The organism is Labedella endophytica, from assembly GCF_003990045.1.
GTDB classification, from domain to species: Bacteria; Actinomycetota; Actinomycetes; order Actinomycetales; family Microbacteriaceae; genus Labedella; species Labedella endophytica.
This window is the reverse complement of sequence record NZ_RZGZ01000004.1, coordinates 132,944-146,876: the sequence shown is the minus strand read 5'-3', so window position 1 is coordinate 146,876 and position 13,933 is coordinate 132,944. Positions and strand designations below refer to the sequence as shown.

The window sequence follows — 13,933 nt, the reverse complement described above, 5'->3', positions numbered from 1 at the left end:
TCGTTGGGCCTGTCGAACCATGCCGCGGAAGTCTCGGGTCACCACCCTTCGACAAGCTCAGGGACCGATCGCACTCGCGCGACAGGCCCAGGAACCGGGGGAACCGGTCGCTGAGCCTGTCGAAGCGTGATACGGGAGACCGCGCTCGTGACCTAGAGGTCGACCTTGGCGTTGTCGCCCTCGAGCGCCTCGCCCGTGACCTTCGACTTCACGAAGCTCAGGACCGAGGCGACCTTTCCGCCGGGGCTGTCCCAGTACTCGGCGCTGTCGGCGGAGAACCTCAGCAGCGTCACGTTCGGGTCGGTGGGTCCGTCCGGGAACCACGCCTCGACGGCAGGGTTCCAGAGGTCCTTCAGCTTGGCGGTGTCCTCGACGACCGCTCCGGTGCCGGAGAGCGACACCCACGAATCGTTCGAGGAGAGCGAGACGCCCGCGCTCGGGTTGATGTCGAGATGCGTCACCGCGGAGGCGTTCCGGCCGATGATGAACCAGAGGTCACCGTCGAACTCGCGCTCCTGCACGGTGAGGGGGTGGGCGACGAGCTTGCCCTGCTCGTCGATGGTCGTGAACATGGCGAAGCGGAAGTCCTTGAGGAGTTCGGCGACCTTCGCGGTGCCGTCAGTGGTGTCAGTCACGGTAGATCCTTTCGATCGGTCGATCCGCGGCGCCCGATCGGGGCGTCGACGGCCTGATGTTCGCAGCCTACGACCGGGCCCTGTCCTGATGCCCGGATCGACGGGGGCATTGCTTCCGCCCCATCCATCTGCTCTCGCAAACGGTTTCGAGCCGTCGCGGCGCCCTACCGGGCCAGCAACTCGCGGATCGCGGCCGCGACGACCGCGGGCGATTCCTCCGCCATGAAGTGGCCGGCGTCGAGGATCCGGTGGTCGAGGTCGGGGGCCCACGCACCCCAGAGGGCCGCGCCGTCGTAGCCGAGCTGCGCGCCCCAGTCCTGCTGCATCACGGCCACCGGCATCGTCAGTGTCCGCCCGGCGTCGCGGTCCTCCCGGTCGTGTCGCACGTCGATGCCGGCTGACGCGCGGTAGTCCGCGACGATCGACCACACCGCCTCGCGCGACGCCCGCAGGTACTCCGCCCGGTACTCGGACGGGATCGCGTCCGGCCGCGACACCCAGCCGTCGAGGAAGGAGGCGAAGAACGCGTCGGCCGTCGCCTCGATCATGGGCTCCGGAACGCCGACGGGCTGTGCCATGAGATAGAGGTGCCACGCCACCTTCGCGTCCACGCCGCGGAGGATCTCCCACATGTCGAGCGTCGGGAGCACGTCGAGCGTCAGCAGGTGGGTGACGGTGGTGGGGTGATCGAGGGCGGCGCGCATCGCGACGAGGGCACCGCGGTCGTGGCCGGCGAGCGCGAACCGGTCGTGGCCGAGGGCTGCAGCCACCGTGACGACGTCCGCCGCCATCGTGCGCTTGGAGTACGTGTGCTCGTCGGCCTCGGCGGGCTTGGCGCTCGCACCGTAGCCGCGGAGATCCGGCACGATCACAGTGTGGTCGGCGGCGAGGTCGGCCGCGACGTGACGCCACATGAGGTGCGTCTGCGGGAAGCCGTGGAGGAGCACGACGGCGGGGCCGGATCCCGCCACGGCGACATTGAGCTCGACGGGCGCGGCATCTGTGCCACTCTCGCCGCTCCCGCTGCTCTCGCTACTGGCCGGCACGGCGATGCGGTGGTACTCGAATCCGGGGAGGGTGATGGTCATCTCTTGTCCTTTCGTCCACAGGTGAGTCCACCCTCCACGGGTCCGATCAGCGCTCGATCAGCGCGTCGGTGGCAGGGGTTAGCGTGTGTGCATGAGCGACCTCCGCATCCGCATCCTCGGCCCCATCGAGGCAGAACGCGGCGGGCGCGCCCTGCCCATCACGAAGCCGCGGCTACGGGAGCTGCTCGGCATCCTCGTCGCGGCGCACGGCCGCGTCGTGTCGACGAACGCCCTCATCGACGACCTGTGGGACGGCGACCCGCCACCCGGAGCGGTGGGGGCCGTCCGCACGTTCGTGGGCGAGCTTCGACGGGCTCTGGAGCCCGATCGGGCTGCAGGCGCGCCTCCCTCCGAGCTCGTAACCGTGGTCGACGGTTACGCGTTCCGCGTCCCGGAGCGCGCCGTCGACGCGTGGAGCGTCGGCCACGCACCGTCGGCGGCGTCGGCGCAGCCGCCCGACCGGGCCGACGATCTCCTCACCGAGGCCCTCCTCGAGTGGCGCGGATCGGCGTTCGAGGAGTTCGCCGATCGTGCGTGGGCCGCCCCGGCTCGCGCGAACATCGCGTCCCTCCGCACGCGCATGGTCGAGCAGCTCGCGGAGGCGCGCATCGCCAGGGGCCGTCCCGACACGGCGGTCCCCCTGCTCGACGGTTTCCTCGTCGAGCAGCCGTGGAACGAGGAGGCCTGGCGACTCCTCGCTCTCGCCCTCCACCGCGACGGCCGAACGACCCAGGCCTTCCGCGTGCTGTCGGAGGCCCGGGAGCGGCTCGAGCGCGCATTCGGGATCGACGCGAGCTCGGCCGTCGAGACGCTCTTCCATCGCTTGAGCATCCAGGACCCCTCGCTCGACGCCGACCCGGCGCTGCGGTCCACGGCCGATGCCCTCGCGCGATCGAGCACTCGCGCGCAGCTCGAGTCCTCGGGCCCCGTGCTCACGAGCATCGCCGTGTCCGGTGACATCGCCGTGGCGCGCGTGCAGCGACTCTCGGCCATCGACGCGGCGGAGGAGCTCGGCGACCCTCTGCTCGTCGCACAGGTCACGGGCTCCTTCGAGGCCCCGGGCATCTGGACGCGCTCCGACGACGAGGAGCACGCGGCCCGGATCGTCGCCGCCGCGGAACGGGCCCTCGACCGGTTGCCACCCGACGCACCCGATCGGGTGCGGGCACGGCTGCTCGCCACGATCGCGATGGAGTCGCGCGGCACGGCGGACCGACGGGAGGAAGCCCAGGAGGCGGAGTCCCTCTCGTTGATCGTCGAGGACCCCCTCCTTCAGTGCCTCGCCCAGAGTTCGCTCGCCATGCAGACCTTCTGGCGCACCGGACTGGCGGTGGAACGCAGCGACCTGGGCTCCGACATCACCCACGCGGGTGCGCAGTCCGCCGGCATCACGTGGGAGATCACCGGGCTCTTCATCCAGCTGCAGGCGAGCTGCGCGCTCGACGACATCGCGCAGGCTCGCCGCCATGCCGATGCGATCGACGCGCTCGCGGGGCTGCACGAGCGCACCTTGGCATCCGTCTTCACGGGGTGGTTCCGGTGGACGTTCGAGGGCGCCGCGACGCGCCCCCCGCCCACCGGGCGGATGCCCGGGTTCGAGGAGGGGATCGAGGCCCTCGACGACGTCACCCGCGCGCTCCGCTCGGGACGTGCACTCCCACCGGTCGACCCCGGATCCTACGCGCCGTGGGTGCAGCCCCTGCTGCTGGCGCACTCGGGTCGGCGCCAGGAGGCGCTCTCGGCACTACGGGAGGCGCCCGACCCGCCGAAGGGTCTCCTCCTCGAGGTGCTCTGGTGCCTGCTCGCCGAGGCCGCGATCGACCTCGACGATGCGGAGGCGGCCCGGCGCTGCGTGCAGGCCCTCGCTCCCGCCCGCGGCGAGCGCGCGGCCGGAAGCGCCGTCATCGACCTGGGCCCGATCGCCGCCGTGCTCGACCGCCTCACCCCGGTGGCCGGGTCCGCGGGGGCGGACGCGGCGACGAACCTCACGCCGCCCAGTGTGCCGGTCGCTCGAGGATCGGGGGGATGAGCGTCGCCGCGTCACCCATCGCCGCGGTCAGCTGCGGCTGCGTCACGAAGAGGGCGGTCGAGAGATCGGCACCTCGCACGTCGGTGTCGCGCAGATCCGCCCCGATGAGATCCGCGGACCGCAGATCCGCGCCGTGGAGGTCGGCCGCGATCAGGTAGCTGCCGCGCAGGTTCACTCCCCGGAGGTCGGTGCCGGCCAGCCGCGCACCCATGAGGTCCGCCCGCGGGCCGACCCTCTTGATCCGCTTCCCACTCGGCGAGGAGGCGCGCACCGCTGCGCTCACCCGCCCGAGGAGCTCGACGACCGCGTCGCGGTGGGAGTGCACGTCCGCCGCGAGGATCTCCTCGGGCGCTCCGTCGGCGATGCGCTCCGTCCGTTCGAGCACGTCGAGCACCTCAACGCCCAGCGCCGCATGAGCCGGGCCCGTCGACAGCGCGACGGCCTCGTTCAGGTACCAGAGCAGTTCGTGCACCTCCCGCATCACCGGGAACACGGCGAACATCGACGCGCGCGTGGCCGGGTCGTCACGCCAGCTCACGCCATCGAAGGTGCCCTGTGCCACCTTCTGCCCGGCGCCGAAGCACTCGAACACGGTGCAGCCGCGGAACCCGCTCGACCGCAGGCGCGCGTGGATGCCGCACCCGAAGTCCTCCTGCAGGTTCACGCACGGCTCGCCCGCGTCCTTGTCGATCGCGAAGTCCGACGACCGCGAGAACGACAGCGCGACGCAGCACAGGCCGAAACAGGACGCGCAATCGGAGCGCAGCAGCTGCCGTCGGTCGCCGCGCGCGGGCACAGCGACCGGCTCGGCGTCGTGCGCCTGCGCCCCGCTCGTGTCCACCATCCGACGACCCCGTCGCGCGCGGGTCAGCGCGCGGCGGCCTCCGCTGCGAACACTCGACCGAGCTCGTCCTCGCCGAGCGCGGCGCCGGAGCCGTCGCACGCCGAACCGCCCACGGCGTGACGCGTCATCCGGCCGCCGGACTCGTTGATCTGCGCGTCGTGCAGCTCGCCGCACGACGGACACATCGCCCCGACGGTGCGCCGACCCACCTGGCGGCCACCACCGGCGCACTGCATTCCGCGCACGGTGTGGCCGGCCAGGAGCGTGAGACCGCCGGTCGACGAGGTGCCCACGAGCTCGCGGCACACCGGGCACCGCATCGTCGACGCGTCGCTGAGGTTGAGCGCCGCCTGCGCGGGCTTCTTCACGCGAGGCGTCGCGGGTTCGCGCGGCGTCGATGTGGAGGAGGTGGACCGCTTCGCCTGGCGCTTCGCCGGAGCGGCCACGCGCGGAGCGAGTCCCGATCCGCGGCACATCGTGCCCTGACGGCGGTGGTCGAGGACACGGCCCTCGGCGACATCCACGGTCTGACGGCAGATGGCACAAATGCCGGGGGTGGAACTGGACATGACGATCCTTCGGCGAGAAAGCGGGGTGGGGTGGCACGTGCGGCGACTCGACGCGCGCCCGTGGGGCGTCGAGCGTGCGCGGGCACGTACGTCCAGGGTAACCCGGATCGCCGGACGGCAGGCGCGAGGTCGGGACGGCCCCGGCCGTCCCGGTGGCCCGGCGCGACCGCGCGGTCCGCCGGTCCCCCTCCGCCCGCGGACCGCACGAACACCCCACCCCACGCCGCTCCTAGCGGTGGATCGCCACCTCGCGCGGCTGCGCCGGACCGGCTTGGGTCACGCCGGCGAGCGCCACGGCACCCTGGCCGCGCCGGGCCAGTCGTCGCTTCTCCCGCTCGTCGGCCGCGAGCTCGAGCAGTCGCGAGACCGTCGACAGCTGATCGCGCCCCAGCTGTCTGGCGATGTCGGGTATCCCGAGGCCCGCCGATGCGGCCGATAGCAGCGTGCGCTGCTCGGTCTCGGTCCACGGCTGACCGAAGCGGCGAGCGCTCGGATCCAGGACGGGCTCGAGGGCGCCGAAGACCCGACGGGCGAGCTCCACGAGGACGGAGCAGCTCTCGACTCCGAACTCGGCCGCGAGCTCGTCCACGCGGAAACCGGTGGACAGCAGCTCGACCATCTCGTCGCTGTCGGCCTGCGCCCAGTCGGACGACGACAGCTGCCACGGCACGACGTCGGTCGCGGGCATGAGGTCGTCGTCGATCACGATGAGCGACCCGTGGCGAACCGGTCGCGTCCTCCCGGTCGTCCCCCGATCGACGCCGGCGCCCGACAGCGCGACGACGAACGCCCCGTGAGCGAGCGCGCCGTTCTCCTCTGCGGCATCATCCCGCCCGAACGTGTCCGTCCCGGTCCGGGCGGCGGTCCGCTCGTCCGGTCCGGCGAGCCGCTCACCCGCGAGGGATCGGTCTGCCGCGACGGAGCGCCGTTCGAACCGCTGGGCGATCACGAGCGCAATGGCCACGACGAGGGACGCGGCCCCCAGGATGACGAGGACGGAGAGCACCTCGGCGGCGCTCGCGTCGAAGCCCAGTGCGCTGAAAGCGTCCACGCCCGTCACCATGCCGTCGTCGCGGTGGCCGTCCGACGGCCGTCGCGGATGAGACGGGAGACCACGTCGAGTTGGTCTCGGCCGAGGCGGGCGGCGGTCTCGGAGAGGCAGGCTCCGTGCACGACAGACTCGGCGCCGGACAACTCGGATGCTCTCCACGGTCGACCGGTGCGTGGGCAGGTCGGGTCGACCACCGGGTCGACCGCCCCGTAAAGACGCCGCGCGAGCTCGGCCACGAGGACGCGATCGTCGACACGCATCTCGGCCGCGAGCGCACGCAGGTCGGTCCCCAGGTGGACGAGGGCGACGAGACCGTCGCTCTCCTCGCGAGTCCACGCCTTCGAGGCGTCGTAGCCGAGGACCTGGGCGGAGAACTCCGGGACGACCGTCGGGCGCCACGGGTGCGACTGGTGGACGGACGGGATGCTCGGATCGACGATGCGCCGGACGGCGTCGGCGCTCACCGTGCGGGCGCTCGATTCGACGGACGGCGCATCCGGTGGGGTGCCGAGTGCCGTGCCCAGGGCGACGAGGAGCTCGGACTGGGCTGCCTCCGCCGGTGCGGGCTCGGCGAACAGCTCGACGAGGCGCTCGACGCGCGGCGATCGGGCGACCAAGCGGGCGTAACGACGCTCGAGGACGGCCGACACCAGCGTCACGAGGGCGATGGCGCCCAGCACGATGCCGACGGGAAGAAGAAGAGTGGATACGGGTGAATCCATTGCGTTACCTCTCTCGGGTGAAAGGATGCTCCTTCACCGTACAATCGGGCACAACCTGAGCGCGCCTCCCCTTTCAGGTGTCCTCTAAAAGGGGGACAAGCTCTGGTCCCCGGCGGACGCCCCACCACGCCGCGCGCGCCACGGACCCGCGGCGGGCCCAACGGGCCTTCCGCTTCGCTAGTGTTTCCCTCGATGACCTCCCTCGTCCTACGCTCCGTCCGTCGCCCCGGTGAGACCGATCTCCTCGATGTCCGCATCCGGGACGGCGTCGTCGAGAGCATCACGGCCTCCGGCTCCGTTTCCGCCTCCGGCGTCCCGGCCGAGCCCGGCTCCGTGGAGGAGATCGACGCCGGTGGGCGATTCCTCATCCCCGGGCTCTGGGACGAGCACGCCCACATCACGACCTGGGCGCTCACCGCGAAGCGCGTCGACCTGTCCGCGGCGGACTCGGCGGCGGCCACACTCGCCCTCATCGCCGGGTTCCCCACCGACACCGCCTCCCCGGGCAACATCCTCGTGGGCGTCGGTTTCCGCGACGCCGTCTGGGGGGACGAGCCCTCCCTGCGGGCGATCGACGAGGCGATGGGCGACCGACCAACCGTGCTCGTGAGCCACGACCTGCACTGCGTCTGGATGAACTCGCTCGCCGCCACGACATTCGGCGTCTCCCTCGCGGAGGACGGTCTCCTGCGCGAGGACGACGCGTTCGAGATCACGCAAGCGCTCGCCGATCTCCCCGACACCCTGATCGACGCGTGGGTCGCGGAGGCGGCGGCCGGCGCCGCGGCCCGCGGCGTCGTGGGCGTCGTTGACCTCGAGATGGCCTGGAACCGCGACGGGTGGCTGCGCCGCTTCGGCGGTGGCTTCCGCACCTTCCGCGTGGACGTGGGTGTGTACGCGGAACACCTCGACCTCGCGATCGCGGAGGGCCTCCGCACGGGCGAGCCGATCTCGGACGCCTCCGCCGACCTCCTGCGCACCGGTCCGCTCAAGGTCCTCATCGACGGCTCGCTCAACACCCGCACCGCCTATTGCGTCGACGCGTACCCGAACGGCGGGCACGGCATGCTCACGGTGACGGAGGAGGAACTCGTCGCGCTGCTCGAGCGCGCGACGGCCGCCGGCTTCACCCCGGCCGTGCACGCGATCGGCGACGCCGCGAACCGGATCGCCCTGAATGCGTACGAGCGGGTCGGGGTGGCCGGCCGCGTCGAGCACGCGCAGTTCCTGCGCCCCGAGGAGGTCGCGCGCTTCGGTGCCCTCGGGGTGACCGCGAGCGTCCAGCCCGAGCACGCCCTCGACGACCGCGATGCGGCCGAGCTCAACTGGCCGGGCCAGACGGACCGCGCATTCCCCCTGCGTTCCCTGCGCGAGGCGGGTGCGACGCTCGCCTTCGGATCGGACGCCCCCGTCGCCCCGCTCGACCCGTGGATCACGATGTCCGCCGCGACCGCACGGGCCCGCGACGACGGCCGCGAGCCGTGGCACCCCGAGCAGGCGGTCTCGCGCCGCGACGCCCTGACCGCCTCGTCCCGGGGGCGCACCGAGGTGGCGGTGGGCGACGTCGCCGACATCGTGCTCCTCGACGCCGATCCGCTCGAGGTCGACGACGACGTGTTCCGCCGTATGCCCGTGGCGGCGACCCTGCTGGCGGGCCGCTTCACCTTCCGCTCCGACGCGTTGTAGCGGACGGCGGCGCAGCCGCGTTCAGCCGTAGTGGTCCTCGCCGCGGGCCGCCTTCTCCACGACGTCGGCGATCCGCGCCGCACGCACCGCTGGCGTCTTGATGGTGCCGAGCCGGAAGTAGATGCGGAACCGGGCGACCGCCGACAGCCCGGCGATGAACGCGGCGGCCTCGGGGTTCGCATCGAGCGCCGCCTGCAGGTCGGGCGGTGCGACGGCGTCCTTCTGCCGGTATGCCGCGTCCCAGCGGCCGTCGGCCTTCGCCCGCTCGATCTCGGCGAGCCCGCCGGGTCGCATCCGCCCCTCCTCGACGAGGCGCGCGACGTGCTCGCGATTGATCTGCGACCACGGGCTGTTCTTCCGCCGCGGCGTGAACGCCTGGAGCGTGTAGTCCTCGTCGAAGCGTCCGGCCTGTCCGTCGATCCAGCCGTAGCAGAGGGCGACGTCGAGCGCCTCCGACCAGGTGATCCCGGGAGCCTGTGAGTTCTTCTTGCGCAGCTTCAGTCGGACGCCGCCGTCATCCGGCGACGCGGCCAGATACTTCTCCCACTGCTCGATCGTGAGGTCGAGGATGGGCTTGTCCGCGAAGCTCACCATGGCGCTCATCCTACGAGCGAGCCCCGACACCCGCACCCGCCGGTCTGCGCCCGGTCGTGTTCGACGCACCGCGGGACCCGGGCGGTGTCGAACCGCGTGTGGACGTCACGACCGCGACCGCCACGGACGCCAGCACGAGGACGAGCCCGAGTATCTGAGTGAGGGAGAGGGTCTCACCCGCCACGGTGAGTCCGATACCGAGGGCGACGATCGGGCTGAGCAGACCCAGGAAGGCCGGGATGCGGGTGGGCAGGATCGCGATGCCGCGGAACCAGAGCACGTAGGCGAGGGCGGTGCCGACGACCGCGAGGTAGACGTGGCCGAGGATCGCGGCGATGCCCGGTACCGCGGTGGGCAGCGGCTCCATCACGGCGGTGGCCACGGCGAGGACGAGCCCACCGGCGAGGAGTTGCCAGGACGTCGTCGCGATCGGAGCGTGGGACCCGGCCCAGCGCTTCGCGAGGATGGTCCCGACTCCCATCGATGCGGCGCCGCCGAGTGCCGCCCCGACCCCGAGCGCGTCGAGCCCCGCGTGCGCCTGCAGCACGATGAGGCCCACACCCACCACCCCGGCCACGCCGGCGCCCAGGATGAGGGTGTTGATGCGCTCTCCGAGGAACCGCGCGCCGAGGACGGCGACGAGCAGGGGCTGGACCCCGCCGATCACGGCGGCCACACCACCCGGGAGGCGATCGGCCGCCACGAAGAGGCACCCGAAGAACACCGCGATGTTGAGTGTGCCGAGGACCACGGACTTCCACCACCAGGCGCCGCGCGGACGGCGGCGAGCGATCGCGAGCAGGATCAGCCCGGCGGGCAGGGCGCGCAGTGTGGCCGTGAGCAACGGGTGACCCGGCTCGAAGACGGTCGACGCCGTGATGTAGGTCGTTCCCCACAGCGCGGGCGCGAGGGCGGTGAGGAGGATGACGAGAGTCCTGTTGCTAAGCACTTAGCTATAGTAGCTCAGTGCTTAGCGATATGATCGGGTGATGGATCACGTCGACCACATCCTCGCGCAATGGGCGATCGAACGACCCGATCTGGACGTGGCGCCGATGGGCGTCATCGGCCGACTCAGCCGGGCCGTCGCCCGCGTGCAGTCGCAGCTCGATGCGACCTTCACCCGTCACGGCATCGACTCCGGCACCTTCGACGTGCTCGCGACGCTCACACGCCAAGGCGCTCCCTATCGGATCACGCCGGCGCAGCTCGCGGAGGACGCGATGGTCACGTCGAGCGCCGTCGCGCAGCGCCTCAACCGACTCGAAGCCCTCGGCCTCATCCGGCGACTCCCCCACCCGGAGGACCGGCGGGGAAAGCTCGTCGAGCTCACGTCCGCGGGCGCCGAACTCGTGGACAGCGTGCTCCCCGACCACCTCGCCACCGAAGAGGATCTCCTCTCCTCCCTCAGCGCCGAGGAGCGCCGAACCCTCGCGTCGCTCCTCGGCCGCGTGGGCTCGACGACTGGCTGACGCGCCTGACCGCCCCCTATCCTGTCGAGCACCGAATCGGCCCCGGGGAGAACATGAGCAGCGAGTCGCACACCGGCGGTGAGCGGCGTGCGACGACGCGCGCCGAACTCCTGACGATGCAGCGTGCGACGCTCGCCGGGCTGACGAACCGGCGGTGGGCGGTGCGACGGCTCGGGCCGCCGATCATCGCGAGTATCGCACTTCTCGCGGCCGGTCTCACAGGGGACGACGGCGGTCCGAATCCCGTCCGGATCGCTGTGTTCGGCGCGATCCTGGCGGTGTGGGTCTGGATCCTCCGACGTCACGTCACGACCTCGGGGCGCCTCGAGGCCGAACGGCGCGACTGGTCGATGCGCGACCGCACCGAGGCCGCGCGCGCACTCCCACCGGGCGACCTCGGCCCCCGCCTCGCGACGATCTGGGACGCCCGAGACAGCGCCGATCTCGAGGTCGTGGCCCGGAATGTCGGCCTCGGTCGGCTCGGTGCCCTCTCCGGGTGGCGTCCGATCGTCTCGATGGTCATCGGACTGATGACGGCGATCCTCGCCTCTATCTCCGTCTTCGACACCCTCCGTGAACCGGGAGAGGTGACCGGCCGTGTCATGGCGATCGTGGCCTCCGGGATCGTGGCGGTGTCGGGGATCGCCCTCTCCTGCACGTCCGGGCATGAGTACTGGCGACGACAGCTCGCGTGGAACCGGACAGCGCTCGATCGTCAGGCGTATCTGCTGCGGCGACGGGCGCTCGGCGGACCCGAGAGCGCCCCGGAGCCGGAACTCCCCCGCTGGGCGCGCCCCCTCGCGGCGGCCGTCATCGTAGCGGCCGTCGTGTTCGTCCTCGCCCGCTCGGCCGCCGCCAATCCGGTGGTGCTCGTGGTCGCCCTCGCCGTCCTCATGGTCGTGGCACTCGCGGTGGCCGTGGCGGTCGCCCGGGCGCAGCGCCTCCACGTCGAACCGATGCGCTCGGGCGGAGTAGACGTGCTGTCGTCTGGTCCCCGGTTCGTGCGGGTCGACACGACACGGGACACCATCGAGATCCACGACGTGAGCGGCGAGGCCGCCTCGGTGACCATCCCCATCAGCGACATCCGGCACGTCGGCTCGTCGCCTTCGGTCTACCCGTGGGTTCCGGGACCCGTGGTCCTCGTCACGGACGACGAGCCGGTGATACTGGCCGGCCGCCGAGCGGGAGCGATCGGCGCTCAGGTCTCCGCGTTGCTCGCGGACCGGAGGAGGTGAACGCTCGGCCGGTCAGTCGTCGAAGCGGACGGCGCTCGGGCCCGACGTGGCATCGGCCGGGGTGACGGGCTCACCCGTCTCGGGTGCCACCGCGGATCCGGGGAGCGCGTCGGCAGCGTCGGCCGACACATCGGTCGATGCGGCTTCCGCGTCGGCGATCTCGTTCTGCGGGAGCGCAGCAGCCGGCACGTCTTCGGGCACATAGACGCCGATCGGGTCGACGCGCGCGGGTTCGCCGCTCTTCGACGGGGCGGCCCCGTCCGGCACGATGTCCTCGGCGGCCACGGGAGTGACGGCGGGCACGTAGGCCCCCTCGGGCTCGTAGGCGCCGGCGACGCCGTAGGCGCTCGCTCCCTCGTAAGCGGCGGAGCCGCCGGTCGCGGGGGTGGCCGTGTAGGCATCGTCGCCGCTGTATGTCGCGACGCCGTGGAACACCTCGTCGGGACGGTACGCCTCGACGCCCTCGAACACCGCCGAGCCGACGTCCGCGATGGGTGCGCGATCGACGTCCGCTCCGACCTCGGTCGCGATCGGTGCCGGGGTGGCGGCCGGTGCCTGGGTGGGCTCGTCCTTCTCGTGTGCATCCGTCATACGTCCAGGCTTGCACAGCCGTCACGTGCACTCCAGGGGGTGCGACGACGCGCCGCCCCGATCAGAGGGACCGCATTGTGGACGACAGGTCGCGTTCCGTAGAGGGGCCCTCCGACGAGCTCGGCGAGGGCGCCACGACGAGGTGGCGCCCTCGAGCCGCACGTGCGCCCCAAGGCTGAGCCCGCGCAAACGACGACGACCGCCGTGCGACGCCCCGGGTATGGGAGTCGCACAACGGTCGTCGTCAGACCGGCTACGGCGGACTGCACAGGTCCGCTCGGCCGGTGGCGTCTGGCACGGACGCACCCGTGCCAGACGCGAGTGCCGACCGGCTCCCCCGAGCCGGACGACACGCAAGAGGTCACGCGCCGCGCGCGATGTCCTCTCGAGCCGTGTTCTCACGCACAGTGAGCTGCGCGATCTCGAAGCCGAGCTGGATGGCTCCCACGCGCGCACCCTTGAGGCTGCGACGGGCGATGGCCACATCGTCCTCGGTCACGTCCCAGGGGAAATCGTCGCCGAGGTAGGCGATCTGCTCGGCGGGGAGGCGGTTGAGGAGGCGGTCGGCCTTCTGGACGGTCTCCCAGATGGTGTCTTCGTCGATTCGGGTGATCATTTTGTTCGGGCTTTCTTTCGGGTTCACTGCGAGAGAGCACGACCGCTGGGATTCATGACGCGGGAACGTCGAGAAAATCGCAGCATCGGTCGTAATGGCGGCTCAAAGCCGCCACACCCCCGGTGAATTCGGGTACACGCCAGGCTGGGTCGGCCTGCAGGGGTGTCGGGAGGGCATCGTGCAACGGTCGGATCGAGATTCGGGTTCGATCTTCCGAGAGGGTGGTTCAGCGGAGCGCTACCACCGCCACGGACGGTTCGGCGCTCTGACGCACATGGATTGAGAAAACGGATCGACGCTCGCTGAGCGGGCACGCCGACGGTTCTACTTCATCGATTCGGGTAATCAATTCAGTACTTTCTATTCGGGTAAATCCAATACAACGGGAAAGTAAACGACGCGAGTAGCCCCCGTACTGGGGTCACCCTCGAAAAGGGGACAATCCGCGCGAGTCGCTATCGGGGTGACGACGACGCCGACGAATGCTCACCCGCCCGTGGTCTCACGCCGTATCGCTGAGAGGATCGACGGCGAGGCGCGCATCCTCGTCCTCGGCCAGGCGGGCGAGCCGCCGCCCCACCTCGATCGCGCGCACCCGAGGGCCGATGAGGTGTGTTCGAGCGACGGCGACGTCGCTGTCCGTGACGGCCCACGGGAACGCGTCCCCGAGGTGCGCGATCTGGTGCGCCGGGAGCAGACCCAGAATGCGATCCGCCTTCATCACGCACACCCAGGTCGCCTCGTCGTCGATGAGCGCGATCAATCGGAGCCTCCTTGCGATTCGTGACGCCCCTGCGC

Annotated in this window: 15 protein-coding genes; 4 read left to right on the top strand and 11 right to left on the bottom strand. The window is 71.5% G+C overall.

The window, feature by feature from the left end; genetic code table 11:
* Nucleotides 1-152: 152 nt before the first annotated feature.
* Nucleotides 153-635 carry a pyridoxamine 5'-phosphate oxidase family protein gene (locus ELQ94_RS14000; RefSeq protein WP_127050986.1) on the bottom strand — a complete coding sequence of 161 codons (483 nt, stop codon included), beginning with the start codon at nucleotides 633-635 and terminating at the stop codon, nucleotides 153-155.
* A 164-nt stretch (nucleotides 636-799) separates the two neighbouring features.
* Nucleotides 800-1,723, bottom strand: a complete 924-nt coding sequence (locus ELQ94_RS13995; RefSeq protein ID WP_127050985.1) for an alpha/beta fold hydrolase — start codon at nucleotides 1,721-1,723, stop codon at nucleotides 800-802.
* Between the two features lie 91 nt (nucleotides 1,724-1,814).
* Here ELQ94_RS13995 and ELQ94_RS13990 point away from each other — a divergent pair, with 91 nt between their 5' ends.
* Entirely contained in the window at nucleotides 1,815-3,752 is a 1,938-nt protein-coding gene (locus ELQ94_RS13990) for an AfsR/SARP family transcriptional regulator (RefSeq protein ID WP_127050984.1), read from the top strand.
* Here ELQ94_RS13990 and ELQ94_RS13985 read toward each other — a convergent pair.
* The 4 genes from ELQ94_RS13985 to ELQ94_RS13970 all read right to left on the bottom strand — a co-directional run bounded on the left by ELQ94_RS13985 (nucleotide 3,709) and on the right by ELQ94_RS13970 (nucleotide 6,938).
* Nucleotides 3,709-4,596 (bottom strand): pentapeptide repeat-containing protein, encoded by an 888-nt coding sequence (locus ELQ94_RS13985; RefSeq protein ID WP_127050983.1) that lies wholly within the window; start codon nucleotides 4,594-4,596, stop codon nucleotides 3,709-3,711. The genes ELQ94_RS13990 and ELQ94_RS13985 overlap by 44 nt on opposite strands.
* 23 nt (nucleotides 4,597-4,619) lie before the next feature.
* Nucleotides 4,620-5,165, bottom strand: a complete 546-nt coding sequence (locus tag ELQ94_RS13980) for a hypothetical protein (RefSeq protein ID WP_127050982.1) — start codon at nucleotides 5,163-5,165, stop codon at nucleotides 4,620-4,622.
* A 229-nt stretch (nucleotides 5,166-5,394) separates the two neighbouring features.
* Entirely contained in the window at nucleotides 5,395-6,216 is an 822-nt protein-coding gene (locus tag ELQ94_RS13975; protein ID WP_127050981.1) for a helix-turn-helix domain-containing protein, read from the bottom strand.
* 5 nt (nucleotides 6,217-6,221) lie between these two features.
* Complete coding sequence (locus tag ELQ94_RS13970; RefSeq protein WP_127050980.1) at nucleotides 6,222-6,938, bottom strand: hypothetical protein; 717 nt, start codon at nucleotides 6,936-6,938, stop codon at nucleotides 6,222-6,224.
* A gap of 192 nt (nucleotides 6,939-7,130) precedes the next feature.
* On the opposite strand from ELQ94_RS13970, the gene ELQ94_RS13965 reads away from it, so the two are divergent.
* Nucleotides 7,131-8,624: an amidohydrolase gene (locus ELQ94_RS13965; RefSeq protein ID WP_127050979.1), complete on the top strand. Its 1,494-nt coding sequence runs from the start codon at nucleotides 7,131-7,133 to the stop codon at nucleotides 8,622-8,624.
* Between the two features lie 21 nt (nucleotides 8,625-8,645).
* Here the strand turns inward: ELQ94_RS13965 and ELQ94_RS13960 are convergent, their stop codons facing one another.
* Nucleotides 8,646-9,218: a YdeI/OmpD-associated family protein gene (locus ELQ94_RS13960; RefSeq protein ID WP_127050978.1), complete on the bottom strand. Its 573-nt coding sequence runs from the start codon at nucleotides 9,216-9,218 to the stop codon at nucleotides 8,646-8,648.
* A 10-nt stretch (nucleotides 9,219-9,228) separates the two neighbouring features.
* Entirely contained in the window at nucleotides 9,229-10,167 is a 939-nt protein-coding gene (locus ELQ94_RS13955; RefSeq protein ID WP_127050977.1) for an EamA family transporter, read from the bottom strand.
* Nucleotides 10,168-10,207: 40 nt separating this feature from the next.
* On the opposite strand from ELQ94_RS13955, the gene ELQ94_RS13950 reads away from it, so the two are divergent.
* Together ELQ94_RS13950 and ELQ94_RS13945 are read left to right on the top strand one after the other, a co-directional pair.
* Complete coding sequence (locus ELQ94_RS13950; RefSeq protein WP_127050976.1) at nucleotides 10,208-10,690, top strand: MarR family winged helix-turn-helix transcriptional regulator; 483 nt, start codon at nucleotides 10,208-10,210, stop codon at nucleotides 10,688-10,690.
* A 53-nt stretch (nucleotides 10,691-10,743) separates the two neighbouring features.
* Nucleotides 10,744-11,928: a hypothetical protein gene (locus ELQ94_RS13945; RefSeq protein ID WP_127050975.1), complete on the top strand. Its 1,185-nt coding sequence runs from the start codon at nucleotides 10,744-10,746 to the stop codon at nucleotides 11,926-11,928.
* A 12-nt stretch (nucleotides 11,929-11,940) separates the two neighbouring features.
* On the opposite strand, the gene ELQ94_RS13940 is transcribed toward ELQ94_RS13945, so the two are convergent.
* The 3 genes from ELQ94_RS13940 to ELQ94_RS13930 all read right to left on the bottom strand — a co-directional run bounded on the left by ELQ94_RS13940 (nucleotide 11,941) and on the right by ELQ94_RS13930 (nucleotide 13,898).
* Nucleotides 11,941-12,519 (bottom strand): hypothetical protein, encoded by a 579-nt coding sequence (locus ELQ94_RS13940; protein WP_127050974.1) that lies wholly within the window; start codon nucleotides 12,517-12,519, stop codon nucleotides 11,941-11,943.
* 361 nt (nucleotides 12,520-12,880) lie between these two features.
* A complete protein-coding gene (locus ELQ94_RS13935) occupies nucleotides 12,881-13,135 on the bottom strand; it encodes a hypothetical protein (RefSeq protein ID WP_127050973.1) in 255 nt (84 codons plus the stop codon).
* 502 nt (nucleotides 13,136-13,637) lie between these two features.
* Nucleotides 13,638-13,898, bottom strand: a complete 261-nt coding sequence (locus tag ELQ94_RS13930) for a hypothetical protein (protein WP_127050972.1) — start codon at nucleotides 13,896-13,898, stop codon at nucleotides 13,638-13,640.
* Nucleotides 13,899-13,933: the final 35 nt, after the last annotated feature.